The 21,060-nt window shown below is 65.0% G+C and carries 30 protein-coding genes; 13 read left to right on the top strand and 17 right to left on the bottom strand.

Going from position 1 to position 21,060, the window contains the following annotated elements:
• Nucleotides 1-29: 29 nt before the first annotated feature.
• Nucleotides 30-170 (bottom strand): hypothetical protein, encoded by a 141-nt coding sequence (locus tag ACVIHF_RS13570; protein WP_253608847.1) that lies wholly within the window; start codon nucleotides 168-170, stop codon nucleotides 30-32.
• Nucleotides 171-255: 85 nt separating this feature from the next.
• On the opposite strand from ACVIHF_RS13570, the gene ACVIHF_RS13565 reads away from it, so the two are divergent.
• Entirely contained in the window at nucleotides 256-1,251 is a 996-nt protein-coding gene (locus tag ACVIHF_RS13565; protein ID WP_253608848.1) for an LLM class flavin-dependent oxidoreductase, read from the top strand.
• A gap of 38 nt (nucleotides 1,252-1,289) precedes the next feature.
• Here ACVIHF_RS13565 and ACVIHF_RS13560 read toward each other — a convergent pair whose 3' ends face one another.
• Nucleotides 1,290-2,519, bottom strand: a complete 1,230-nt coding sequence (locus ACVIHF_RS13560) for a S1C family serine protease (RefSeq protein ID WP_253608849.1) — start codon at nucleotides 2,517-2,519, stop codon at nucleotides 1,290-1,292.
• Between the two features lie 273 nt (nucleotides 2,520-2,792).
• On the opposite strand from ACVIHF_RS13560, the gene ACVIHF_RS13555 reads away from it, so the two are divergent.
• Complete coding sequence (locus ACVIHF_RS13555; RefSeq protein WP_028332282.1) at nucleotides 2,793-3,143, top strand: zinc ribbon domain-containing protein YjdM; 351 nt, start codon at nucleotides 2,793-2,795, stop codon at nucleotides 3,141-3,143.
• Nucleotides 3,144-3,154: 11 nt separating this feature from the next.
• On the opposite strand, the gene panD is transcribed toward ACVIHF_RS13555, so the two are convergent.
• The 6 genes from panD to ACVIHF_RS13525 form a co-directional block, all read right to left on the bottom strand.
• Nucleotides 3,155-3,544, bottom strand: coding sequence for an aspartate 1-decarboxylase (panD, locus tag ACVIHF_RS13550; RefSeq protein WP_253639907.1), 390 nt, complete (start codon nucleotides 3,542-3,544; stop codon nucleotides 3,155-3,157).
• Nucleotides 3,545-3,786: 242 nt separating this feature from the next.
• A complete protein-coding gene (locus ACVIHF_RS13545; RefSeq protein ID WP_057019963.1) occupies nucleotides 3,787-4,089 on the bottom strand; it encodes a putative quinol monooxygenase in 303 nt (100 codons plus the stop codon).
• A gap of 112 nt (nucleotides 4,090-4,201) precedes the next feature.
• A complete protein-coding gene (locus ACVIHF_RS13540; RefSeq protein ID WP_253608851.1) occupies nucleotides 4,202-5,485 on the bottom strand; it encodes a cystathionine gamma-synthase family protein in 1,284 nt (427 codons plus the stop codon).
• A 183-nt stretch (nucleotides 5,486-5,668) separates the two neighbouring features.
• Nucleotides 5,669-5,929: a PepSY domain-containing protein gene (locus tag ACVIHF_RS13535; protein ID WP_092086263.1), complete on the bottom strand. Its 261-nt coding sequence runs from the start codon at nucleotides 5,927-5,929 to the stop codon at nucleotides 5,669-5,671.
• A 129-nt stretch (nucleotides 5,930-6,058) separates the two neighbouring features.
• Nucleotides 6,059-6,796, bottom strand: a complete 738-nt coding sequence (locus ACVIHF_RS13530) for an ROK family protein (RefSeq protein ID WP_253608852.1) — start codon at nucleotides 6,794-6,796, stop codon at nucleotides 6,059-6,061.
• Nucleotides 6,797-7,252: 456 nt separating this feature from the next.
• On the bottom strand, nucleotides 7,253-8,191 hold the full coding sequence (locus ACVIHF_RS13525; RefSeq protein WP_253608853.1) for a LysR family transcriptional regulator: 939 nt from the start codon (nucleotides 8,189-8,191) through the stop codon (nucleotides 7,253-7,255).
• A 116-nt stretch (nucleotides 8,192-8,307) separates the two neighbouring features.
• On the opposite strand from ACVIHF_RS13525, the gene ACVIHF_RS13520 reads away from it, so the two are divergent.
• Nucleotides 8,308-9,111: an alpha/beta fold hydrolase gene (locus ACVIHF_RS13520; RefSeq protein ID WP_253608854.1), complete on the top strand. Its 804-nt coding sequence runs from the start codon at nucleotides 8,308-8,310 to the stop codon at nucleotides 9,109-9,111.
• A gap of 273 nt (nucleotides 9,112-9,384) precedes the next feature.
• Here the strand turns inward: ACVIHF_RS13520 and ACVIHF_RS13515 are convergent, their stop codons facing one another.
• On the bottom strand, nucleotides 9,385-10,050 hold the full coding sequence (locus tag ACVIHF_RS13515; RefSeq protein WP_253608855.1) for an FMN-binding negative transcriptional regulator: 666 nt from the start codon (nucleotides 10,048-10,050) through the stop codon (nucleotides 9,385-9,387).
• Nucleotides 10,051-10,136: 86 nt separating this feature from the next.
• Nucleotides 10,137-10,379, bottom strand: coding sequence for a hypothetical protein (locus tag ACVIHF_RS13510; RefSeq protein ID WP_253608856.1), 243 nt, complete (start codon nucleotides 10,377-10,379; stop codon nucleotides 10,137-10,139).
• A gap of 588 nt (nucleotides 10,380-10,967) precedes the next feature.
• On the opposite strand from ACVIHF_RS13510, the gene ACVIHF_RS13505 reads away from it, so the two are divergent.
• From ACVIHF_RS13505 to ACVIHF_RS13475, 7 genes are all read left to right on the top strand, one after another.
• Nucleotides 10,968-11,141: a hypothetical protein gene (locus tag ACVIHF_RS13505; RefSeq protein ID WP_016840760.1), complete on the top strand. Its 174-nt coding sequence runs from the start codon at nucleotides 10,968-10,970 to the stop codon at nucleotides 11,139-11,141.
• A gap of 10 nt (nucleotides 11,142-11,151) precedes the next feature.
• Complete coding sequence (gene pdxY, locus ACVIHF_RS13500) at nucleotides 11,152-12,024, top strand: pyridoxal kinase PdxY (RefSeq protein WP_253608857.1); 873 nt, start codon at nucleotides 11,152-11,154, stop codon at nucleotides 12,022-12,024.
• Between the two features lie 18 nt (nucleotides 12,025-12,042).
• Nucleotides 12,043-12,669 carry a LysE family translocator gene (locus tag ACVIHF_RS13495; RefSeq protein ID WP_028344883.1) on the top strand — a complete coding sequence of 209 codons (627 nt, stop codon included), beginning with the start codon at nucleotides 12,043-12,045 and terminating at the stop codon, nucleotides 12,667-12,669.
• The gene (locus ACVIHF_RS13490) at nucleotides 12,669-13,013 is read left to right on the top strand and encodes a tRNA-binding protein (protein ID WP_057019951.1); all 345 of its coding nucleotides are present in this window, start codon (nucleotides 12,669-12,671) and stop codon (nucleotides 13,011-13,013) included. Before ACVIHF_RS13495 ends, ACVIHF_RS13490 begins: the two co-directional genes overlap by 1 nt.
• Before the next feature lie 140 nt (nucleotides 13,014-13,153).
• Nucleotides 13,154-13,384, top strand: coding sequence for a DUF6894 family protein (locus ACVIHF_RS13485; protein WP_028332292.1), 231 nt, complete (start codon nucleotides 13,154-13,156; stop codon nucleotides 13,382-13,384).
• 9 nt (nucleotides 13,385-13,393) lie between these two features.
• Nucleotides 13,394-13,567 (top strand): hypothetical protein, encoded by a 174-nt coding sequence (locus ACVIHF_RS13480; RefSeq protein ID WP_253608858.1) that lies wholly within the window; start codon nucleotides 13,394-13,396, stop codon nucleotides 13,565-13,567.
• A gap of 323 nt (nucleotides 13,568-13,890) precedes the next feature.
• A complete protein-coding gene (locus tag ACVIHF_RS13475) occupies nucleotides 13,891-14,127 on the top strand; it encodes a hypothetical protein (protein ID WP_016840755.1) in 237 nt (78 codons plus the stop codon).
• Nucleotides 14,128-14,212: 85 nt separating this feature from the next.
• On the opposite strand, the gene ACVIHF_RS13470 is transcribed toward ACVIHF_RS13475, so the two are convergent.
• The gene (locus ACVIHF_RS13470; protein WP_016840754.1) at nucleotides 14,213-14,398 is read right to left on the bottom strand and encodes a hypothetical protein; all 186 of its coding nucleotides are present in this window, start codon (nucleotides 14,396-14,398) and stop codon (nucleotides 14,213-14,215) included.
• 128 nt (nucleotides 14,399-14,526) lie between these two features.
• Between ACVIHF_RS13470 and ACVIHF_RS13465 the strand changes: the two genes are divergently transcribed.
• Nucleotides 14,527-15,255, top strand: coding sequence for a class I SAM-dependent methyltransferase (locus ACVIHF_RS13465; RefSeq protein WP_253608859.1), 729 nt, complete (start codon nucleotides 14,527-14,529; stop codon nucleotides 15,253-15,255).
• Here the strand turns inward: ACVIHF_RS13465 and ACVIHF_RS13460 are convergent.
• The 3 genes from ACVIHF_RS13460 to ACVIHF_RS13450 form a co-directional block, all read right to left on the bottom strand.
• Nucleotides 15,252-15,458: a hypothetical protein gene (locus ACVIHF_RS13460; RefSeq protein ID WP_057019948.1), complete on the bottom strand. Its 207-nt coding sequence runs from the start codon at nucleotides 15,456-15,458 to the stop codon at nucleotides 15,252-15,254. The genes ACVIHF_RS13465 and ACVIHF_RS13460 overlap by 4 nt on opposite strands.
• 104 nt (nucleotides 15,459-15,562) lie before the next feature.
• Nucleotides 15,563-15,976 carry a hypothetical protein gene (locus tag ACVIHF_RS13455; protein ID WP_456792168.1) on the bottom strand — a complete coding sequence of 138 codons (414 nt, stop codon included), beginning with the start codon at nucleotides 15,974-15,976 and terminating at the stop codon, nucleotides 15,563-15,565.
• Nucleotides 15,977-16,186: 210 nt separating this feature from the next.
• Nucleotides 16,187-16,768: a septal ring lytic transglycosylase RlpA family protein gene (locus ACVIHF_RS13450; protein ID WP_253608861.1), complete on the bottom strand. Its 582-nt coding sequence runs from the start codon at nucleotides 16,766-16,768 to the stop codon at nucleotides 16,187-16,189.
• Nucleotides 16,769-17,350: 582 nt separating this feature from the next.
• On the opposite strand from ACVIHF_RS13450, the gene ACVIHF_RS13445 reads away from it, so the two are divergent.
• Nucleotides 17,351-18,226 (top strand): hypothetical protein, encoded by an 876-nt coding sequence (locus ACVIHF_RS13445; RefSeq protein WP_225163042.1) that lies wholly within the window; start codon nucleotides 17,351-17,353, stop codon nucleotides 18,224-18,226.
• Nucleotides 18,227-18,300: 74 nt separating this feature from the next.
• Here ACVIHF_RS13445 and ACVIHF_RS13440 read toward each other — a convergent pair whose 3' ends face one another.
• On the bottom strand, nucleotides 18,301-18,930 hold the full coding sequence (locus ACVIHF_RS13440; RefSeq protein WP_016843930.1) for a L,D-transpeptidase: 630 nt from the start codon (nucleotides 18,928-18,930) through the stop codon (nucleotides 18,301-18,303).
• A 175-nt stretch (nucleotides 18,931-19,105) separates the two neighbouring features.
• Between ACVIHF_RS13440 and ACVIHF_RS13435 the strand changes: the two genes are divergently transcribed.
• Nucleotides 19,106-19,489: a hypothetical protein gene (locus tag ACVIHF_RS13435; RefSeq protein WP_016843931.1), complete on the top strand. Its 384-nt coding sequence runs from the start codon at nucleotides 19,106-19,108 to the stop codon at nucleotides 19,487-19,489.
• Between the two features lie 85 nt (nucleotides 19,490-19,574).
• On the opposite strand, the gene ACVIHF_RS13430 is transcribed toward ACVIHF_RS13435, so the two are convergent.
• Together ACVIHF_RS13430 and ACVIHF_RS13425 are read right to left on the bottom strand one after the other, a co-directional pair.
• Nucleotides 19,575-20,357 carry an SDR family NAD(P)-dependent oxidoreductase gene (locus ACVIHF_RS13430; protein ID WP_253608862.1) on the bottom strand — a complete coding sequence of 261 codons (783 nt, stop codon included), beginning with the start codon at nucleotides 20,355-20,357 and terminating at the stop codon, nucleotides 19,575-19,577.
• Between the two features lie 34 nt (nucleotides 20,358-20,391).
• The gene (locus ACVIHF_RS13425; protein WP_253608863.1) at nucleotides 20,392-20,982 is read right to left on the bottom strand and encodes an NADPH-dependent FMN reductase; all 591 of its coding nucleotides are present in this window, start codon (nucleotides 20,980-20,982) and stop codon (nucleotides 20,392-20,394) included.
• Nucleotides 20,983-21,060 lie beyond the last annotated feature (78 nt).

Here is a 21,060-nt window from a genome sequence, read left to right as displayed (position 1 = left end):
GGAAAAATATCACCGATTTGCCCGACGCGTCAAGGCGCGTTTCCGAGTGCCTGCGGCAACCTGCACCTTTGCATGGGGTTGTTTTCGATATTTTGGATGGGCAGCCCTGCTTCGTCGATCGCATCAGGCGGATTGACCGGCATGGCGACCGCATCCATATGCATCTGCATGAACCGGCTGTTCCCCGCCGTTTCGCATCCACCTGGACACAGCCAAATACCATCGGCTCCCCGTCCCTAACGCTCCGGAGTCGCCGTGGCCGCCCTCTCCATTCTCGATCTCGTCCGCGTCACCGAGGAAACCGACGCGCGCGGCGCGCTCTATAACGCGCGCGATGTCGCCGTGCATGCGGAGGCTCTCGGCTATCGCCGCATCTGGGTGGCGGAGCATCACAACATGGCGGGCATCGCCAGCGCCGCGACGTCGGTCGTGATCGGGCACATCGCGGCGGGCACCAAGACCATCCGGGTCGGCGCCGGCGGCATCATGCTGCCGAACCACGCACCCTATGTCATCGCCGAGCAGTTCGGCACGCTGGCGCGGCTGTTTCCCGATCGTATCGACCTCGGCCTCGGCCGCGCGCCCGGCACCGACCAGCTCACGCTGCGCGCCCTGCGCCGCACGCCGGAATCCGCCGAGAACTTTCCGCAGGACGTGCTCGAGGTGCAGGCCTTCCTCGCCGCCGCCGGTCCCAACCAGCGCATCCAGGCGGTGCCGGCCGCCGGCACCGACGTGCCGCTGTGGATTCTCGGCTCGAGCAATTTCGGCGCGATGCTGGCCGGCGAGCTCGGCCTGCCCTACGCCTTCGCCTCGCATTTTGCCCCCGAGCTGCTGATCCAGGCGCTGCAGATCTACCGCGCCCGCTTCAAGCCGTCGGAGCAGCTCGATCGTCCCTACACCATGGTCGGCGTCAACATCATCGCCGCCGACACCGACGAGGAGGCGCGGCGGCTCGCGACCACGCAGCAGATGTCGTTCACCAACATCTTCCGCGGCGCGCGCGGCCTCAGCCAGCCGCCGATCGACGACATCGAGAGCTACTGGTCGCCGTCGGAGAAGGTGCAGGCGATGCGGATGCTCGCGCGCTCCATCATCGGCTCGCCCGCGACGGTGCGCGCCGGCATCGACGCGCTGGTCGCGGAGACCGGCGCCGACGAGCTGATGATCGTGTCCGACGTCTATGATCACCAGAAGCGGCTGCGATCGTTCGAATTGATCGCCCAGGCCGGCGGGATCACACCGCAGACGTAGCCTGCAGGATGGGTAGTGGCCTACGCACTAACGCAGCCTCACTTCGGCGCGCCGGCGGGCGCCTGCGACTGTGCGAGCTGGCCGAGCGTCACGCTCAGCGAATTCGGCGCATTGTCCCGCAGCATCGAAAGCTTGACCGAACTGCCCGGCGCGCCCGCATAGACCTTCTTGGTCAGCTCGTTGGCGCTCTTGATCGGCTCGTCATTGACCGAGGTGATCACGTCGCCTCGCCTCAATCCGGCCTTCGCTGCCGGACCGCCGGTCTGCACGCCGACCACGACCGCGCCGTGCAGATTGTTCGCACCTAAGCTTTCGGCAATGCCGGGGGTGATCGATTGAATCTGGGCGCCCATCCAGCCGCGCGTGACCATGCCCTTGTCCTTCAGCTGCGGGATCACCGTCTTCACGGTATCGGCGGGTATCGCAAACGCGACACCGACCGAGCCGCCGGAGGGCGAGAAGATCAGGCTGTTCACGCCGATCACCTCGCCATGCGTGTTGAAGCTCGGCCCGCCGGAATCGCCGCGGTTGATCCGCGCGTCGATCTGGACGAAATCTTCCGACGACCCGGTCTCCAGGTCGCGCGCACGCGCCGAGACGATTCCCGCGGTGACGGTGTTTCCGAGGCCGAATGAATTGCCAGCCGCGAGCACCCAATCGCCGGTGCGCGGCGCTTGATCCGCGAGCTTGACATAGCTGAAGTCGGTCCGCCCATCGACCTTGAGCAGGGCCAGGTCGCTGACCGGATCCTTGCCCAGGACTTTCGCCTTGTAGACCTTGTTGTCACTGGTGCGGACGTCGGCGCGGTCGCTGCCGCCGAGGACATGATTGTTCGTCACTGCATAGCCGTCCGCCGAGATGAAGAAGCCCGAACCGATCGAGGTCATCTCACCCAACTTCGGCAGATTGCCCGGTCCGCGCCTGCCGGGATCCGGAACGGCCCTTCCCGGCGTGTCCTGATCGGGAGAGCCGTCCGGCCCGAGAGAACCGCCGGGGGAGTCACCGGGAGACTCGCCTGGAGAAGAATCGTCGTCATCCGCCGCAGCCGCCACCTTGGCGTTGACGCCAATCACGGCCGGCCCGACCTTCTCGGCAAGGTCGGCGAACTCGCCAGGACCACCATTGCCATGATCCGCGCGCGAATTCACTGGCTGTGCGTGGGCAAGACTTGCGCTCACAAGACTAGCGCCCACCAGCAACGCCGACGTGAAGGCGGCGGTGACGAGCGACGTGCGAAGGCAGACGAAGGCCGAATTTCTCTGATTCATCTTCCGCGTCCATGTTTGGGATCAGCCGATTGCTCCTGGATGAATTGCCGGCCCGGACGCGACGATCAGTGAACCGTTCCCTGCAGCACAGGGGCGCAATGCCGAGCGACGGACGGCAACGGATAGAGGCGCAGACCGTTCCACCGGCATCCGCGGGTGGACGAGTGGCTCGCCACCTTTGCGCCGCTTTGCGCATCAAATCGCCGGGTTTTTGCTTGCTTTGGCCGCCTGTGCCTCTACGGTGCGCCCGCAACGACGGAGACGATCTCGACTATGGACGCCGCAATGAACTGCCCGAAATGCAATTCCGAGCATGCCTATCAGGACGGCGCTCTCTGGGTCTGCCCGGAATGTGCCCATGAGTGGAGCAGCGATGCGGCCGCGGCCGCCGAGACCGCGCAGGAAGCGGGCGTGCGCGACGCGCACGGCAACCCGCTGACGGACGGCGACAGCGTCATCGTGATCAAGGACCTCAAGGTCAAGGGCTCGTCGTCGGTGGTCAAGGGCGGCACCAAGGTCAGGAACATCCGCCTCACCGAGGGCAGCGACGGACACAACATCGCCTGCAAGATCGACGGCATCGGCGCGATGAATCTGAAATCGGAGTTCGTCAAGAAGGCCTAGCGTAGCCCAGCTTACGCATCCGCCAAGGCTTTCGCCGGTGCGGCGGCAGCCTTCGCGATGTGCCGGTTCTTGTCGTCGACCAGCACGACCCGCGGATGAAATTTGCGCGCCTCGTCGGCGTCGAAGCTGGCATAGGCGACGATGATGACCTTGTCGCCGGCCATGGCAAGCCGTGCGGCCGCGCCGTTGAGGCCGATGGTGCCCGATCCCGCCGGCGCCTCGATCACGTAGGTCGAGAACCGCGCGCCGGTGTCGATGTTATAGATGTCAACACGTTCATTGATGAGGAAACCGGCGGCCTCGATCAAATTGCGGTCGATCGAAATCGACCCCTCATAATGCAAGTCCGCTTCGGTGACGTGCGCGCGATGAATCTTGCCCTTCATCAAAGTCACTTGCATCGAGACCATCCCGTATCGTTGCGTCGGAATTTTCCGCGCCGCCAATAACGGCGCGCCGCCTCCGCGTCAACGTTGTCCGGGTGTACGCTCGCTTCGAGCGCAGTTCCGCGACGATGGGTTTGTCCTGAAATCGTCGACCGCGCCGGGCTGCAATGCTCCGCGCCACCGAAATCGGAGAATGAATGCGCTGCGGCGGAGCCTTTCCGGAGCAGGCTATTATTTGTGACCCGGTAGCGAACGCCCTACTCTCGCTTGCTCGCAATCTCGTTCGCCAAGACCACTATCACCTCGCCGTCGAGGATCGGCTTCGCGACCTCAAAGAAGCGCGCCACAGCCGGCGAATTGTTGTGCCGGTCCATCGCCGCCTGATCCAGGTATCGCTCATACGTCGAAAATATCCGCGGACTGTCGACATCCTGCGAGACGTAGTAGCCGACGGTGGACGGCTCGTTGGCGCGGACATGCTCGACGACGTCGAGCAACGCCTGACGCATCGCCGCCTCATGGCCCTTCTTCGCGCGGATGATCGCCGTGATTGCCAGCATGCACTCTCTCCGGAGGTTGGTAGCCCGTAGGACGGGTTTCGTGGAGTTTATCATCGGGCCGCGCGACGCGCGGCCCCGTTGGCTCGACCCATCCTACACGCTTTTGACTGGCTCACACCCGGCTCAACGCCTGCGCGATGTCGGCCACCAGGTCGGACGGATGCTCGATCCCGATCGAGAGCCGGATTGTCGAATCCAGCACGCCGATCCGCTTGCGGATGTCGGCCGGCACGCCGGAATGCGTCATGGTGGCCGGCAGGCTCGCGAGCGACTCGGTGCCGCCGAGGCTGACTGCGAGCTTGAAGATCTGCAGCGAGTTGAGGAATTTCTCCGCCGCCTGCTGCCCGCCGACGATATCGAACGAGAAGGTCGAACCGGCACCGCTGCTTTGGCTCGCGAACACGCGCCCCGCGGGGGACGCCGGATCGTGATGGCCGAGGTAATGCACCTGCGCCACCTTGGGATGATCGCGCAGATAGTCGGCGACGATCCGCGCGTTGCGGTCGGCCTTTTCCATGCGCAGGCTGAGCGTTTCCAGCGAACGGCTGATCATCCAGCAGGAATGCGGATCGAGCTGGGTGCCGATCGCGCCGCGCAGCGCCTTGACGTCCTTCATCAGCTTCTTCGAGCCGAGCGCCGCGCCCGCGATCAGGTCGGAATGGCCGCCGACATATTTCGTCAGCGAGTACAGCGAGAGATCGGCGCCGTGCTCGATCGGCCGCTGAAACACCGGCCCGAGCAGCGTGTTGTCGCAGGCGATGATCGGCGTATGGCCCTGTGCCTTGCCGATCGCGTCGGCGATGCGCCGCATCAGCGCGATATCGACCAGGCCGTTGGTCGGATTGGCCGGCGTCTCGATGAAGATCATCGCGACACGGCCCTTCTTCATCGCCTCGTCGGCAGCGGCGCGGATGACACTCTCGTCGAGGCCGTCGGCAAAGCCCACGGCGTGAATCGAGAAGCCCGCCAGTGTTCTGGTGAACAGCGTCTCGGTGCCGCCATAGAGCGGCTGCGAATGCAGGATCACGTCGCCGGGCCGCGCGAAGGCCAGCACCGTGGTCGAGATCGCCGACATGCCGGAGGAGAACAGCGCGCAGCTCTCGGTGCGCTCATAGATCGCAAGCCGGTCCTCGACGATCTCGCTGTTCGGATGGTTGAAGCGCGAATAGACCAGCCCCGCCCCCATGCCTTCCGGAGGCTCGCGCCGGCCCGCGACAAAGTCGAAAAAGTCCTTGCCGTCCTCGGCGGTGCGGAACACGAAGGTCGAGGTCAGGAACACGGGCGGCTTGACGGCCCCCTCCGACAGCTGCGGATCGTAGCCGTAGTTCAGCATCTGGGTTTCCGGATGCAGCAGGTGATTGCCGATATGGGTTTTGGACGGAAACGGTTTTGTCATGGCCGGTCTCCTGTTCACGGGCCGCCGCGCTGGCGGCGATTCCCGGAATGATGGGACCAGCATACCCCAGCTTTATGCCATTCAGCCAAAGCACGGCATCAGACAGTTCTGGATAACGAACGGCCGGCGTGCGCCCTGCTCCGCCGGCCGTTCCGAATTTTCACGCAGCGGTGAAGACGCGGGCTACCAGCCGCGATCCACGTTGCGCACCTCGCCGGTCCGCGCGTCGACATCGACCTTCATCCAGCGGCCGAGGCGGTCACGCCCCTCGACCTCCCACTCGTCGCCGAGGAACTGGGTATTGGACACCGTCACGATGCCGAGACCGGTCGCGACATCGAGCGCGGCCTCCATCGAGATCTGGCTACCGGAATCGTAGGCCATCGCCGGCGTCGCTGCGCCGATCGCCAGGGCCGCGATCGCGGGAATAATGAAACTTCGCATGGCTCACTCCTCATGGAACAGGATGTTATGCCGCATAAAACGAGCGGCGCACCCATCAGTTCCGACAACAGGGGTGACGATGCAGCGCGAAACTTCGGCAGTTGCGGCGATTTGGTGGCGGTTCCGGTTTCATCGACCCGCGCCGTTCGCCTTGCGCGCTCGCTTCTTCCACATTCGAAATCCGCCCTCGAATGCGTTGGCGTTGTCGCCGAACCTCACCTTGGGCGGCGGGTTGTCGACCTTGTCGGCATTGCCGCCGCCGAGCACGATGTACTCGGGCTCCAGCGCTGCGGACAGCCGCGCGATGACGTCGTCGACGCTCTTGCGCCATTTCTTCCGGCCGCGCCGCTCGAGACCCGCGGCGCCGACATAATCCTCGAACGTCGCGCCCTTGCGGTACGGCAAATGACCAAGCTCCATCGGCTCGTAGACACCGTCCACGATCATCGCGGAGCCGAGGCCGGTGCCGAGCCCGAGAAACAGCATCCGGCCGCCCTGATAGCTGCCGATCGCCTGCATCAGCGCATCGTTGACGACCCTGGTCGGGCGGCCGAACGCCCGGTGAAAATCGAAGCCGGCCCAGCCGCGGCCGAGATTGTGCGGCTCGGTCAGCGGACGGTTGTGAACGACGGGTCCCGGATAACCGACCGAGATCACATCATAGGACCAGTCCTTTGTGAGCAGCTTGACCTGCCGCACCATCTCGGTCGCGGACAGAGTTGGACCTGACTCGAATTCGCGCTTGATGCGCTCCTTGTCGGTCATGACCTTCACATGCGTGCCGCCGACGTCGATCACGAGCACCGTGCGCCGCGACGCGGGCCTGTTCATTTTCTTGCTGGTCTTGTTGCCTGCCTTCTTGGCCATCAATCCGCTCTCCTATGCGCCGAGTGGAGCAGAGAAACGTATCGCGCGCCACAGCGGCGTTCTGGATCCGACTCCAATTTGTTCGCCAAGAACGAATCGGAATCAGGAAAATCGGCGCGATCCAGATGTTAACAACGCACATACATCGACCGCATCCGAACAATCGATGTTGTATCATGATGGGATTATTGCTCTCGGCGTGCAACACCGCGGCGCATCTCAGGCACACTGCGTTCTCCCGCATCACTGATCGATCGATGAGTCGCACTAAGGCAGCGTTCCCGATCCGACTCCAGTTTGTTCGCGAGGAACGAATCGGAATCGAAAAATCGGCGCGAAGCGATTCTTAACAAGAGGTTTGCGCGCTCGATGCCGCGGCACTTGGTATGGCGGATGAGCGCAAGCGTAATCGGACATCCATCGACGACATCACTGCGTCGGGTTACTCCGCGCCGATTATCGGCCGTGCTTCGCGCGGACCGGTCGGGCCGCCCGCCCTGCACGCTGAGCGAGCCGCCAGCCTTTGAGGTGAAGCCAGAGCGCTTCGGCGACCGGTCCGTGCGAATGCTGGCGATGACGGACTGCCGCAAGATTTTCCTCGCGGCCCGGAAAATTCGGTCCGGCGATGCTGATCAGCCTGCCGTCCCGCAGCTCGTCCTCGATCAGCCATGCGGGCAGATGGCCCCAGGCAAGACGATGCAGGATCAGCTCCTTCTTCATCATCTGGTCCGGCACGCTACACCGGTGCGCACCTTCGATCAGGAAGAAGTTTTCCGACGACGCTCGCCGCGCCGTGTCGCGGATGACGCACTGCGTGAAGGGACGTATCTGCTCCGGCGAGATCCGCTTCGTCCACGCAAACGGCAGAAAGCCGGGAGCGACGACCGGCACCATGGTCGTGCGCGAGAGCTTGATCTGTTCGAAGCGCGGATCGGACGGCTCCGCGCGATGAAACACCAGATCAGCGTTATCATCGATCAGGCGCTCGAGCGGCCCGCCGACCGCCTCATACTCCAGGTGCAGGCGCGTGTTGGGATAGCGGGCAAAGAACGCCGAGAGCATCTGCAGCACCGGCGGCCGCGGGCACAGGTCGCCGATGACGACGCGCAGGACGACCTCTTCTCCGCCGGCAAGCTGCTCCGCATACCCCTGCAGCAGATCGAGCTCGCGCAGCGTCACCTGCGCGCGTGCGTGAAACGTCCGGCCGGCGTCCGTCAGCCCGATACGGTATCCGCTGCGATCGAACAGCGTGAGGCCGAGCTGCTGCTCGAGCCGGGCGACCGCCGCGAACACCGACGGGTGCGACCGGTTCAGCGCCGTCCCGGCGGCCTGAAAGCTTCCCTTGGTCGCGACAGCGTCAAAGCAGCGCAAATCGTGCAGCTTGATCCGATCCATTGTCCATAAAACCTACAGAGATTGATCAATCTTAGTAATTTTTCTTCGGAGGCGCGAGTCCTAGCCTGGCTCGACGCGAAGCCTGCCGGCTTCCACCAGCACAAGGGACTGACGAGATGAGCAGCGATCGACACTTCACCACGGCGGATGGCTGCCGGATTGCGTACTGTATCGACGGCCCCGTCGATCGGCCGGTGCTCGCGCTGTCGAACTCGATCGCCACCAACCTGCACATGTGGGATCGTTCGATGCCGGCCCTCAGCCGGTCGTTTCGGGTGCTCCGCTACGACACCCGCGGTCACGGCGGGTCGGACGCACCGGTGGGCGCCTACTCGATCGACCGGCTCGGCCGCGACGTGGTCGAACTGCTCGACGCCCTCGGCATCGATCGCGCGCATTTCCTCGGTCTGTCGCTCGGCGGCTTCGTCGGGCAATGGCTCGGCATCTTCGCGCCTGACCGCATCGACCGCCTGATCCTCTCGAACACCTCGTCCTATCTGGCGTCCGAACTGGCGTTCGACGAACAGATCCGCGCGGTGCTCGCGGCCACGGACATGAATGGAATCGCAGACGGCTTCATGCGCAACTGGTTTCCGGCAGCGATGCTGGCCGCGCCGAACGAGGTCGTCGACGAATTCCGCAACATGGTGCTGACCACGCCGCCGCGCGGTCTCGCCGGATGTTACGCCGCACTGCGCGACGTCGATCTCCGCCGCGTCATCTCGCTGATTGCGGCGCCGACCCTCGTGATCGGCGGCGAGAGCGACGCGGTCACGCGGGCCAATCATAGCGCTGATATCGCCGCGACAATCACCGATGCCAAGCTCGTTCTGCTGCCCGGCGTTCATATCCTCAATATTGAGCAGGCGGATCGATTCAACAGCGAGGTCGTGAGCTTCCTGGCGCTCTCCGCCCTATGACTGTGTAGCCCGGATGAGCGAAGCGACATCCGGGACCGCTCCAAGAGTACGTGATCGGGCCCCGCATATCGCTTCGCTCATGCGGGCTACATGGATCACGCACCACATGTTCCCCATTCGACTCCATTTTGTTCGCAAAGAACGAATCGGAATCGAACAAATCAGCGCGGAGCGATTCTTAACAACAGGTTTGCGGACCCAATGCCGATCGGCTCTGTGGAGCGAATTAGCGCAAGCGTAATCCGCTCTCTGCCGCCTTGAGACAGCGCCGGGTTACACGGAGCTGACCCGTCCGTGCCGTCCAACGTCGTATCCAAGCTCCGGCCGCAACGCGCGCATCTTCTCCGCCAGCCTTTGGCTCGCCGTCTCCTGCGCCCGCGCAAGGCGATTGACCAGCGCGACATATTCCGCATCGCTCTTGTGCTGGTTGAGCTTTGACTGGCCCTCGATCTCGTCGACGACGATGTCGATCACCCTGATCCCCGCCAGCATCGCTTCGCGCTTGCCGGGCTCCATCTGCGTCAGGTCCCAGGGCTGCTTTTGCAACCGCGCCTCGGAGACCGCGAGCAGCGCGTCGCCATGGCCGCGGTTCTCGCCGTGATCGCGCAGATGCGCGACGCCGGACAAATGCACCGCCTCGTAGAGCCAGGTCGAAACGTTGTCGGGTGAGACATACCAGTCGTTCGAGATGTAGGCGTCATCGCCGGAGACGATCAGGAGGAAGCGCCTGACACCGTCGGCGAGCTCGACCAGCGGATTCTTCGCGGTGAGATGGATCTGCACGATCATGCGCTCGTCGCGCCGCTCGATCACGAACGGCACGTGGGACGCGCGCGGGCCGCGTGCATCGGCGGCGACGATGGCGCCGAAGCCGCGCGCCGCCGCAAAGGCGAGCGCGCGGTCTTGCTCAATGCGAAACTGGGGACGGAGGATGTGCATGGCGGCAGCGCTCGCGAGCTGGAGGGAGACGACCCAGCAAGGCTAGCGCAACTTTCGCCGGAGATCACCGCCATGCACGATCCGGCTCAGCAGATCCTGGCATTGTCGCCGTGATCGCAGACGCCGCCGGGCTGGTCGCGCGGCGGCGCCTCGGACTCGCCGAAATGCGGGACCGCCATGCGCGGCGGACCACCGCTCCAGCGGCCGGCGGCGGCATGGCTCTTCGCGAGCGCGGATGGGCCCGCCGCCGGCACTTCGTGTGCCATGGCCGACGCCGTCAGCATGGCGAGCGCGGTCAGCGCGGCCGCAATCTGTTTGATCCTGGACATCAGTTGCTCCTGTTGGACTCGGCGCGCCGGCGCATTGTTCGCCGCCCGCCGATCGGTTCGCGCTCACATCAAGATCGATCGCTCTGCCGTCTTGTTCCGACGCCATGAGGCAAGCGTTTGGATGCAAGACAGTCCACCCGTGCATCTTCTTCCACGTCGACCCGACACGATCGGTTGATCGCAGCGTGACAGACGAGATCCCGACGCGAACCCGCAAATCAAACCGGCTCCGCCGCCTGCGACAAGACAGCCCGACGGACAACTCAGCAAAACATGTCGATATCAGAATAAGAAAATATTCCGCTTACTGCCCTTTGCTCGCGGCCCATGGGTGCGATCAGACAAAACATGTCGCGAGAATGCGGATATATGACTCGCAGCGAACCACACATTCGATGTCGTCCCGGCGAATGGAGAAAGATGCGCGCACCGACTCCATCACCGTCATGCCGGCAGCAGAGGCGAAGGCTTTGCCCGAGAATGATCGAGCTTAGCAATGCCGCGGAATTCCAATCCGCCGTTGAACTGACGGCAACTGGCAGGTTACGCTGCCTTCACGCTCACGCCCTCCCGCTGGAAGGATTCCCCATGAACGGCAATCGATATTATGGCGTCCGCGTCGAGGGCGCGAAATACGGCGTGGGGTTCGGCTCGGCGCTGGCGATCGCGATCTCCTACACCAAGAACCATTCGATCCTGTGGGCCATCATCCACGGTATCCTGGGCTGGCTCTACGTCATCTACGCCGCACTGTTCGGGTGATGCGCACAAGATGACGGTCATCTCAATCCAGTCACAGGTCGCCTGGGGCCATGTCGGCAACAGCGCCGCCAGCTTTCCGATCCAGCTGCACGGCATCGATGTCGTCGCCGTGCCGACCACGCTGCTCAGCAACCGGCCGGGCTATCCGACCATCCGCGGCCGGGTGCTCGACGTGCAGCTGGTCGCTGACCTGCTGCGCGGCATCGAGGAGCGCGGCGCGGTCGAAGCCGCGCGGCTGATCCTGTCGGGCTATCTCGGCTCGGCCGACATCGCGATGGACGTGGCCGACTTCGTCGAGCGCGCGAAGGCGACGAACCCGGCCCTGCTCTATTGCTGCGATCCCGTGCTGGGCGACCGCGACCGCGGCATGTTCGTGCGATCGGACATTCCGCCGCTGGTGCGCGACCAGCTCTGCCCGCTCGCCGACATCATCACGCCCAACCATTTCGAGTTCGAATTCCTCTGCGGCGCGCGCGTGACGACGATCGATGACGTCGTCGCGCAGGCGAGCGCGCTGATGGCGCAGGGACCTGCGACCGTTGTCATCACCAGCGCCGAGCTGGCGGGCACGCCGCACAGCGAGATCGAGACGCTGGCGATCGAGCGCACTCAATCCGACAAGACTTGCGCCTGGCGCGTGCGCACGCCGAGGGTTCCGATCAGCCCGTCCGGCACCGGAGACCTGTTCGCCGCGCTATTCGTCGCCGCCCGCACGCGCGGCCTGGCGACGCCGGATGCGCTCAGCCACGCCGCGTCAGGCATCCACGGCGTGCTGGAGCGCACGGCGCAGAGCGGAACCGAGGAAATGCGCATTGTCGAAAGCGCCGGCGTGATGCTTGATCCGAAGCCGCGCTTCGCGGCGGTTACCATCGCCGCATCCTGACATCCGGGACAGGTCTTCATGATCGACATCACCACCCTCCTCACCTACGCCGCCGTCGTGCTCGGCCTGTTCCTGATCCCCGGGCCGGCGGTGCTGCTGGTGCTCGCGCGCTCGGTCACCGGCGGAGCGCGCGTCGGCGTCGCGACCGGGTTCGGTATCGCGCTCGGCGATCTCGTCCACACCGCGATGGCGACATTCGGCCTCTCGGCCGTGCTGATGACCTCGGCGCTGGCGTTCTCGGTCGTGAAATATGCCGGCGTGATCTACCTGATCGTGCTCGGCGTCCGCGCCCTGTTCGAGAAGAACGACGAGCTGGATTTGCCGGCGGCGCAGCCGGTCGATCCGCGCCGCGCGTTCCGGCAGGCAATCTGGGCGGAAATGCTCAATCCGAAGACCGCGCTGTTCTTCCTCGCCTTCCTGCCGCAGTTCGTGCATCCCGGCCACGGCTCGGCGGTGGCGCAGTTCGCGACCCTCGGCCTGATCTTCGTCGTCATGAGCGCGGTCTACACCTCGCTGCTGGCGCTCGCCGCCGGCCAGATCAGCCCGTGGATCAGGCGGCATCGCCGCATCGGGCAATGGCAGGGCCGCGTGGTCGGCACGATCTATATCGCGCTCGGCGTCCGCCTTGCGTTCCAGGAGCGCTGATGTCTCCGCTCAAGCCGCAGGCCAGCTACGACGACTTCGCCCGCCTCGATATCCGGATCGGCAAGGTCGTCGAGGTGCAGCCGTTTCCCCGCGCCCGCAATCCGTCCTACAAGGTCGGCGTCGATGTCGGCGCCGGGCGAATCATGTGGTCGAGCGCGCAGATCACGAATTACGAGCCGGCGGCGCTGGTCGGCTCGCTGGTCGTGTGCATCTGCAATCTTGGGCCGAAGAACATCGCGGGTTTCACCTCGGAACTCCTGATCCTCGGCGCCAAGGACGCCAGCGGCGAGGTGATCGTGCTCGGCCCGCGCAGCGAGGTTGCGATCGGCGAGCCGATCTTCTGACGTCGGGCTGATCACGGCCGCGTGATTCAAATCGTCTGGATTCCCCGTAGTTTACCGATGGGGGATCACCCGGATTCTCAGTGCCCGCGCGCGCTGCTATTGCAGCGCGCGAGAATCGCTTCGGCATGGGAATCGGAAGAATGTCCGCAGTTTTCTTTCACTGCTCCGACGACAAGCACGTCATCCTGGATCGCACCGGCGCCGCGATGGATCTGGCGGAGGCGCGCGTGTATGCGGAGCAATTGGCGCGCAGCTTTGTCATGACACCGAGCGTGGAGGACTGGCGCAACTGGGCGGTTCACGTCACCGACGACATCGGAACCGAGATCTTCGAGCTGCCGTTCACCGCCATCCTCGGCGAGCTGCACTGAGGGCATGCCATGAATGCGATGGAACTTGCCCTGCAGCCGTTGCGGCGCCACCTCGCCCGCCTCGTCGCGCGCTGCGTCGCGCTGATCGATGGCGTCATCAATCCCTATCGCCCCGAACTGTACTACATGCGCGGACCAGGCCCGAAATGCCGCGCCCGGCGGCAAGCCACACTGCGCGACTAGCTTCGCGGCATCCCCGACGAGAAAAGGCCGGCGGGCGTTACGCCACCGGCCTTCTCCTGCAGCTGCCGGTTCCCGGAGTCCGGTTCCGCTGCGATTCCACTTGGTCTTGAGCTTGCGACGACTGTTTTAATCAAATCTTAACGGCATGGCGGTGAGCTGGTTCAAAGGACTCCTTCGCCGTGCGGCGTGGCTTGTTCGTTCGTCGTGCTTGATGCGCTGCACATCGTTTTTGCGCCGATCGCACGCCGATTGTGCGCCACGCATCTTAGGGAATGCTCGACTCAGTGTTACCCTGTGATGCAAACCGAAACGGAGACTTCGGAATGCCGTACTACACCTTCGATCTCGTGGTGGGGGACGAGTTCCGCAATCAAGGAACCATCATCCTCGAAGACATCAGCCTCGCCTCCGACCGCGCCGACCAGCTCGCCAACGAGCTGTCGCAGGTCAAGCCGGAGCTGAAGGCGCGCGGCTGCGCAGTGCGCGTCACCGACATCGACCGGCGCGAGCTCTACCGCACGCCGCTCGATCCCGTGCCGCGGTGGCGCCGGGCGGGCTAGCGTCCGTCGGTTAGGGTTGCGGCGATCGCGCTCGCGCGGTCCCTGTGTCGTTGCGCGACGGCGGGGTCGTCTAGCCTGCCCGCCGTCAGCTCTGATGCGGTCCGCGCATCATCTTCAGCGCGTCCTCGATATGGCGCCAGTCGCGCGCGTCGTCGGTCTCGCCCTTGCTCTCGCAAGCCACGGCGTTCTGCGCGGCCTGGGCGATCGCCTCCGGACCGTGCTTCAACAGCATCTGCCGCGCGATGGTGTGGATTTGCATCTCGGCTAACATGGCGCTCTCCTCGGCTGTCGACTGCTGACATCAGAAACCACTGAGCGCCGCGTCTGGTTCCAGCAGCGCGCCGGGCGCGACACAATCAGCGGTTCCCACACGGTGCGGCGGCGGTTACAGAGAGAGCCATGGCGCAGAACATCTACGACGATCCCGGCTTCTTCGCCGGCTACAGCCAGCTGCCGCGGCAGGTCCGCGGACTGCTCGGCGCGCCCGAATGGCCGGCGATCCGCGCCATGCTGTCCGATGTCGCGGGCAAGCGCGTGGTCGATCTCGGCTGCGGCTTCGGCTGGGTGTCGCGCTGGATGCGCGAGCAAGGCGCATCCGACGTGCTCGGCATCGACCTCTCGCAGAACATGATCGCCCGCGCCGCGGCCATGACGCAGGATGCGGCGATCACCTACGAGATCGCCGACCTCGAGACGCTCGAGCTGCCGAAATCGACATTCGATCTCGCCTACTCCGCCCTCGCCTTCCACTACATCAGGGATTTCGATCGCCTGGCGCGCATGCTGTATCGCGCGCTGGTCCCGGAGGGGCATCTGGTCTTCACCGTCGAGCATCCGGTCTACATGGCGGCCGTCCATCCGGACTGGGGGCAGGACGAAGACGGCCGCAAGACCTGGCCGGTCAACCGCTACTTCATCGAAGGCGAGCGCCGGACCGACTGGTATGTGAAGGGTGTGCTGAAATATCACCGCACCATCGGCACCACGCTCAACGCGTTGATCGCCGCCGGCTTCACGCTGCGCCATGTCGAGGAGTTCTGCCCGACGCGGGAGCAGATCAAGGCCGCACCCGAACTGGCCGACGAGCTCGAACGGCCGATGATGCTGCTGGTGTCAGCGCAGCGCTAGGCCGCGAGCAGCTTGTCGAACTCCTCGGGCGGGTATGATTTCCCGTCCTTGTCGGTGATCACCACCTGCCACCCTTCGCTCGCCCAGACCTTGGCCTTGGCGATGATGATGAAGGTGCTCTCGCGCTCGATCCTGACCGTTTCGTTCTCGCGTTCTGCGATCATCTTGTAGGCCAACGCTTGTCCCTCGCCGACTTGGTCCATCCGGCGTTTGTTGGCAGCGGCTTTGGGCCGGATTTCGCTGGGACTGTGACAATTTGGTGGAACCGCCGGCGCAGGATCCGCCAGCGCGCAACCTTCGGTCGCGCCTATGCGAGCTTTCCCATCAAGGTCGGCATATCCAGCGCCAATGAGTTGACGTTGACGCTGCGCGCGAATCGCATCTGCGGTCCCTCGAAGGTGCGGGTCACGGTGTCGCGAAACGCCGATTCCACGAAGGTCCAGGTCATCACGAAAGTGCGCAGGTCGCGCCAGGTACCGCTCGCGACCACGCGCATCAGGTCGGGCTGGTATTCGTGATGCAACTTGTTGCCGGTCATCGTCGTGGTGCCCTCGCGCGGCGCATCGAGGCCGACCTCGATCCGGTGCGTGCCTCTGCCGTCCTCGAGCGTGCGAAGCCGTCCGTTTCTTGATTGTTGTTTGGCATCGCAGCCCTCCAAAGCAGAACGGAGGCTATGGCGTCGGCCTGCGCTGTCAACGCATGCGGCGCGCATGGCGGCCACAAGAAAAAATCCCGCCTTGGAAGGACACCAAGGCGGGGAAGGTTCATTGGGTGGAAATCCACGCGCCTGGAAATGGAGAGCGCGGGGAAGTAGCGGCAACAATTCTATTTGCCGCCGTCGTTCGGACAACAGGATTAAAGCGCGCGCAGCGCCGGGACTTTTTCCCGATCCAGCTGGCAAAAATCCCGGACCTCGCCTGTGCGGCGCGGTTCACTGCACCACGTCGAGCCTGACATTCGTGATGCCCTTGCCGATCATGCCGAGCGATTGCGCCGCAGAATGCGAGACGTCGACGATGCGCCCGGGAACGTAGGGTCCGCGGTCATTGACGCGCACCGTGACCGAACGGCCGCTCTTGACGTCGGTGACGCGAAGCCTGGTGCCGAACGGCAATGTCGGATGCGCGGCGGTCAACTCGCGCCCGTCGAACTTCTCGCCGCTCGCGGTCGGCTGCTCCTCACTGTAGAAGCTCGCGACGCCGTGCGAGGCGATCTTGCTGTTGCCCGTCCTGCGCGAGGCATAAGGCGTATGCCTGCGCGCCGTGGCGACGCGTGTGCGCGTGGCAGATGACGCAGCCCGTGACGGCTCGATCGATGCCGGCCGGCTCGCGAGCGCCTGCGAGCGCTGGCTGACAACGGAGGACTGCGCGCACGCCGCGAGCGACGCCGCGCCGATCATCACGGCGAGCAGCCGGAGCGGCTTTCGGGCATGCGCAAACAGGATCGGGGCCGCAGCACCATGCGCGCTGCATTTGACGCCGACGTACGAGTTGACTGCATCGTCGCGTGACATGTTGCACCCCCAACTTGCGCCCCCAGCCCAAGCCGAAAATCCAACGGCCTATCAGCCGAATCCAATCGGGGCGGAACGGTGGCGGAGCGCGGTCAGACCTGCCGCACGCGATGCGATTTCCCCTCGGATGTGGTGGATGCGCCACACAACCCGGACGCTTCACCCGGAAATGCCGGCTTGAAGCGCCGCACTCGGGCCGTGGATGGCCACGCCCCCTCGCCCCCGGGTTTCGGTTCCCCAAACTCCCCAACCTCTCCACCCTCTCGCCTTGCTTTGGTCAAACCGGACTGGAGTCGTGGGGACAGGGTCAGGGGTCAATACAGAGCGTAAATTTGCCGGCCGCCCATTTGCGGTTGACCTTGGAATGAAACGGGGACCGCCATGCAATCGACACTGAAAGACGCAGATCCACACGATATTTTCGCGATCGAACCGAGCTTCGCTCCGGTACGTCCGGACAACGCCGCAGCGCCAGCCGGAAGGGCAGCGCCGGGGCAACGCGAGCCCTATTTCGGCTCAAGCCTCGCGCCTACGTCCACACCCCCGGTCGCGGCCGTCGCCTCGGTGCCGCCGGTCACGCCAATGTCAGTGGCGGCCGAGCCGGCCTATAGCGCGCCAAGCCATGACGGCCGACTGGACGACATCAGATTGGACCGCGCGCCGCGCCCCACCAGCAAATGGGCGATCCGCGCCTTCTGGTTCTGCTTCGCGATCGCTGGCGCCATGGGCACCGCGGCGTGGCAGCACTACGGCGATCGCGCCAAGCAGATCGCCGCCGAGTGGGCGCCCCAGATCGCTGCACTGACTTCGCTGATCCCAGGCAAGGCAGCCTCCGCCTCGGATCAGGCGAGTGCGCCGCCAGCACCGGCGGCGACAACCGATCAGGCGGCAGCTGAAGCTGCACCGGCCACTCCGCCACAGGACGTCGCCACGGCCGTGCCCGCCGCAGCCGCGCCGGCGCCCGCCCCTGTCGCGGCCCCGGCTGCCACAGCAGCACCGGTTGCGCCCGCTACCGCGGCGGCACCAGCCGCAACGGCACCCGACCAGACGCAATTGCTGCAATCGATGGCGCGCGATCTCGCGTCGATGGGACAGCAGATCGAGCAGTTGAAGACCAGCATCGATCAGCTCAAGGCCGGCCAGGATCAGTTGGCACAGCGCGTCGCGAAGACGACCGAGACCAGGGCCGTCGAGCCGCGGCCGGTCGCTCCGCCGCGCCCGCGCGCCGCGGTCACGCCACAGGCGGCGCCGCATGCCGCCGTTGCGCCGCCGCCGGTGCGCCGACCGGCGCAGGCCTATATCCCGCCGCCTCCACCGCCCGCATCAGCAGCGCCGCTGCCGGCTCCCGCCGCCGCCCCACAGGCGGTTGCGGCACCGCGGCCGGTGCAGCAGCAGTCCTCGGTTGTTGACGCGGATGATGGCGGCCCGGTGGTTCGGCCGCCGATGCCGCTGCGCTGAGCCTGACTGACCTTTAAAAAAGCGTGCGGCCGATCGCGATGACGCGATCGGCCGCAATACACTTTGTATTCGAATTACGCGCTCTGTCCCGGCGGCAGAACAACCACGGTCGCGCCCGGCTTGACCCGCTGATAAAGGTCGATCACGTCGCCATTGGTCATGCGAATGCAGCCCGACGAGATCGCCTGCCCGATATATTCGGGCTGGTTGGTGCCATGGATGCGATACAGCGTGTCCTTGTTGCCCTGGTAGAGGTAGATGCCGCGGGCACCGAGCGGATTGGCCGGTCCACCGGCGACACGCTTCGGATACGGCCCGAGCCGCTCCTGGATATCCTGGGTCGGAACCCAATCCGGCCATTCGGCCAGGCGGCCGACCGTGGCGACGCCGGAGAAGGCCATCGCCTCCTCGCCGACGGCGACGCCGTAACGGATCGCCTTGCCGCCGGGCAGCACGTAATAGAGGTAGCGCGCGTCGGTATCGACCAGGATCGAGCCCGGCTGCTCCCGACGGGTGTACTCGACAATGTGCCGCTGGAACTGCTGCGGGATCTTGGCATCCGCATAGGGCGGATGCGCCAGCAATTGCCGATCGCGCGACGTCATCGCGACATCCGTCGCCGGCGACAGCGTCGCCTGCATGCACCCGCCAAGCGCAAGTGATCCCACCAGCACCGCAGCAAGCCCCAACTTTGACACGATCATTCTCCCCTGCGTCAACTTGTGCCACATGCTGCCGAAATCGTGCTCAAATCGTGGCAGCGCAGGTTGGAACACGTCCGTTTGATCGGTTCTTTCCGTGAGTGTGTCCTGGCGGTTGCACTCGGTTCCCTTGGACGCTAGCTTCACAAAAAACGTCCAAAACCTCCGGAGGAAATTCATGCGTTACGCCCTGCTGATCGGCGGCCTGATTGTCGCAGCAACCCCTGCCCATGCCGATCCGCGCGCGGCCTATGTCACGATGGTGCTTCAGGCCTTTGCCGCCAAGGTCGAGTGCCCCGGCACCGATCTGGTCTATCAGGACCTCGTGCAGCGGGCGCAGGACATGCATCTGCCCGACGGCACCACCGAGAAGGTGCGCAAGGCGATCGCCTTCATGCATACCGGCGGCAAGATGGGCGAGAAGCAGGCCGACGACCTGATGACGGAAGTTGCGATCGCAACCCAGACCACCGACCTCGATCAGCGCCGCGCCGGCAGCATGACGACCTGGTGCCAGGACCAGAAGACGCGGCTCGCGGGCTACATCAGGACGAAGGAATAGAAAGCGTTTTCGAGCGAAGCCTGTCCCGCACTTGATGCGGGATGGGCACCGGTTCGCGTGAAGAAAACACGTCGAACGAGAATCCTCAATCGAGCTCCGGCGGCGCGAACCAGTTGGTCAGCGACAGGCCGCCATCGACCACGATCGACGCCCCGGTGACGTAACCGGAGAGCTTGTGCGAGAGCACGGCAAGCGCCATCGGCGCAAGATCGTCCGCCTGGCCAAGCCGTCCGAGCGGAATATGCTTTGCCAGCGCGGGATCGGCGACGAAGCCGCCGGCCGCGATCGCGCCGGGCACCAGCGCATTGACGCGGATGCCATAGCGGCCCCAGCTCTTGGCAAGCTCCTTCACCAGCATCGCCATGCCGGCCTTCGCGGTCGAGTAATGCGGCAGGTTGCGTGGCGTGCCGGCATGCAGCGAGGTGAGCAGCAGGAACGAGCCCGGCGTCTTCGCCGCGATCAGCCTGCGCGCCAGTTCGCGCGACAAATGAAAGCCGGCATCGAGATTGACCGCATGCATCTGCCGCCAGATCTCTTGATCGACGGCCATCGCATGATCGGCTTCGCGGCGCGGCGGCGAAGCACTGTGGACGAAATGGGTCACCTGCCCGAGCGAGGCTTGCGCATGCGCCAACAGGGCGTCGTACGCCGCGTGCTGCGCGAGATCGCCGGCCCACGCGACCGCGAGTTCGGGACGCGGCGCGGCCTTGATCGCCGCCAGAACCCTGTCCTCATGCAGATCGGCAAACACCGTCCGCACACCTTCGCCGACCAGGGCCTGCGCAATGGCGCGGCCGATGCCGTTGCCCGCGCCGGTGACCAGGGCTGTCTCGCGTGCGGGATCGAACGGCGATGTGAAGAGGCTCATGATCGCGAAACTCCCGGGATTGGCAGACCTGCGCTCAGTAGGGCGGCGCCTTGCGCGCCCGCTGTACCTTGGCGGCTTCGATCCACCAGGAAAAATCCTCGGCAAAGCGCGGAAAGGCGCGTTCGAGCGCCTTGCCGCCCTCGCCGATCGGCTTGCCCTCGGCCGACAGCGTCTGCGCGATCGGCCCCGCACCGATCGTGCTCGATACCACCACCATGCCCATCTCGGACAGCGTACCGTGCCAGGCGGTCGCGGCACGCACGCCGGCGAACCGCCCGGCCGAATAGCTTGCGATCGCCGCGGGACGCCAGAACCATTCCTCGAGGAAATGGTCGGTCAGGTTCTTCAGCCCGGGCTGAATGCCCCAATTGTATTCGCCGGTGACGAACAGGAAGCCGTCGGCGTCGCGGATTTTTCCGGCGAGCGTTTCGAGCACGGCCGGCGCCTGCCCCTTGGGATGTTCCTTGTACATCCGGTCGAGCATCGGCAGGCCGACCTCCTTGGCATCGATCAACTCGACATCGTTGCCGCGGGCACGAAGGCCGTCGACGACGAAGTGTGCCAGCCGGATGCCCATGCGATCCGAGCGATAGGAGCCGTAGAACACGAGTATGCGGTGGGTCATGGGGCGATCCTAGCACGGTGCGGCAACAGCGTCCTGCGGCGCGGGCGCGGTGAGCCGCCGCGCACAAGTGTTAACCGG

Source organism: Bradyrhizobium sp. USDA 4506 (assembly GCF_054058795.1).
The sequence above is the reverse complement of the archived record's forward strand: the minus strand, read 5'-3'. Positions and strand labels throughout refer to the sequence as shown.

What these genes read in the sequence shown, in the direction of transcription:
- ACVIHF_RS13570 (WP_253608847.1), bottom strand. Translation starts at nt 170, where the DNA reads ATGCAGATGCATATGGATGCGGTCGCCATGCCGGTCAATCCGCCTGAT.
- ACVIHF_RS13560 (WP_253608849.1), bottom strand. Translation starts at nt 2,519, where the DNA reads ATGAATCAGAGAAATTCGGCCTTCGTCTGCCTTCGCACGTCGCTCGTC.
- ACVIHF_RS13555 (WP_028332282.1), top strand. Translation starts at nt 2,793, where the DNA reads ATGGACGCCGCAATGAACTGCCCGAAATGCAATTCCGAGCATGCCTAT.
- panD (WP_253639907.1), bottom strand. Translation starts at nt 3,544, where the DNA reads ATGCAAGTGACTTTGATGAAGGGCAAGATTCATCGCGCGCACGTCACC.
- ACVIHF_RS13545 (WP_057019963.1), bottom strand. Translation starts at nt 4,089, where the DNA reads ATGCTGGCAATCACGGCGATCATCCGCGCGAAGAAGGGCCATGAGGCG.
- ACVIHF_RS13540 (WP_253608851.1), bottom strand. Translation starts at nt 5,485, where the DNA reads ATGACAAAACCGTTTCCGTCCAAAACCCATATCGGCAATCACCTGCTG.
- ACVIHF_RS13535 (WP_092086263.1), bottom strand. Translation starts at nt 5,929, where the DNA reads ATGCGAAGTTTCATTATTCCCGCGATCGCGGCCCTGGCGATCGGCGCA.
- ACVIHF_RS13530 (WP_253608852.1), bottom strand. Translation starts at nt 6,796, where the DNA reads ATGGCCAAGAAGGCAGGCAACAAGACCAGCAAGAAAATGAACAGGCCC.
- ACVIHF_RS13525 (WP_253608853.1), bottom strand. Translation starts at nt 8,191, where the DNA reads ATGGATCGGATCAAGCTGCACGATTTGCGCTGCTTTGACGCTGTCGCG.
- ACVIHF_RS13520 (WP_253608854.1), top strand. Translation starts at nt 8,308, where the DNA reads ATGAGCAGCGATCGACACTTCACCACGGCGGATGGCTGCCGGATTGCG.
- ACVIHF_RS13515 (WP_253608855.1), bottom strand. Translation starts at nt 10,050, where the DNA reads ATGCACATCCTCCGTCCCCAGTTTCGCATTGAGCAAGACCGCGCGCTC.
- ACVIHF_RS13510 (WP_253608856.1), bottom strand. Translation starts at nt 10,379, where the DNA reads ATGTCCAGGATCAAACAGATTGCGGCCGCGCTGACCGCGCTCGCCATG.
- ACVIHF_RS13505 (WP_016840760.1), top strand. Translation starts at nt 10,968, where the DNA reads ATGAACGGCAATCGATATTATGGCGTCCGCGTCGAGGGCGCGAAATAC.
- pdxY (WP_253608857.1), top strand. Translation starts at nt 11,152, where the DNA reads ATGACGGTCATCTCAATCCAGTCACAGGTCGCCTGGGGCCATGTCGGC.
- ACVIHF_RS13495 (WP_028344883.1), top strand. Translation starts at nt 12,043, where the DNA reads ATGATCGACATCACCACCCTCCTCACCTACGCCGCCGTCGTGCTCGGC.
- ACVIHF_RS13490 (WP_057019951.1), top strand. Translation starts at nt 12,669, where the DNA reads ATGTCTCCGCTCAAGCCGCAGGCCAGCTACGACGACTTCGCCCGCCTC.
- ACVIHF_RS13485 (WP_028332292.1), top strand. Translation starts at nt 13,154, where the DNA reads ATGTCCGCAGTTTTCTTTCACTGCTCCGACGACAAGCACGTCATCCTG.
- ACVIHF_RS13480 (WP_253608858.1), top strand. Translation starts at nt 13,394, where the DNA reads ATGAATGCGATGGAACTTGCCCTGCAGCCGTTGCGGCGCCACCTCGCC.
- ACVIHF_RS13475 (WP_016840755.1), top strand. Translation starts at nt 13,891, where the DNA reads ATGCCGTACTACACCTTCGATCTCGTGGTGGGGGACGAGTTCCGCAAT.
- ACVIHF_RS13470 (WP_016840754.1), bottom strand. Translation starts at nt 14,398, where the DNA reads ATGTTAGCCGAGATGCAAATCCACACCATCGCGCGGCAGATGCTGTTG.
- ACVIHF_RS13465 (WP_253608859.1), top strand. Translation starts at nt 14,527, where the DNA reads ATGGCGCAGAACATCTACGACGATCCCGGCTTCTTCGCCGGCTACAGC.
- ACVIHF_RS13460 (WP_057019948.1), bottom strand. Translation starts at nt 15,458, where the DNA reads ATGGACCAAGTCGGCGAGGGACAAGCGTTGGCCTACAAGATGATCGCA.
- ACVIHF_RS13450 (WP_253608861.1), bottom strand. Translation starts at nt 16,768, where the DNA reads ATGTCACGCGACGATGCAGTCAACTCGTACGTCGGCGTCAAATGCAGC.
- ACVIHF_RS13445 (WP_225163042.1), top strand. Translation starts at nt 17,351, where the DNA reads ATGTCAGTGGCGGCCGAGCCGGCCTATAGCGCGCCAAGCCATGACGGC.
- ACVIHF_RS13440 (WP_016843930.1), bottom strand. Translation starts at nt 18,930, where the DNA reads ATGATCGTGTCAAAGTTGGGGCTTGCTGCGGTGCTGGTGGGATCACTT.
- ACVIHF_RS13435 (WP_016843931.1), top strand. Translation starts at nt 19,106, where the DNA reads ATGCGTTACGCCCTGCTGATCGGCGGCCTGATTGTCGCAGCAACCCCT.
- ACVIHF_RS13430 (WP_253608862.1), bottom strand. Translation starts at nt 20,357, where the DNA reads ATGAGCCTCTTCACATCGCCGTTCGATCCCGCACGCGAGACAGCCCTG.
- ACVIHF_RS13425 (WP_253608863.1), bottom strand. Translation starts at nt 20,982, where the DNA reads ATGACCCACCGCATACTCGTGTTCTACGGCTCCTATCGCTCGGATCGC.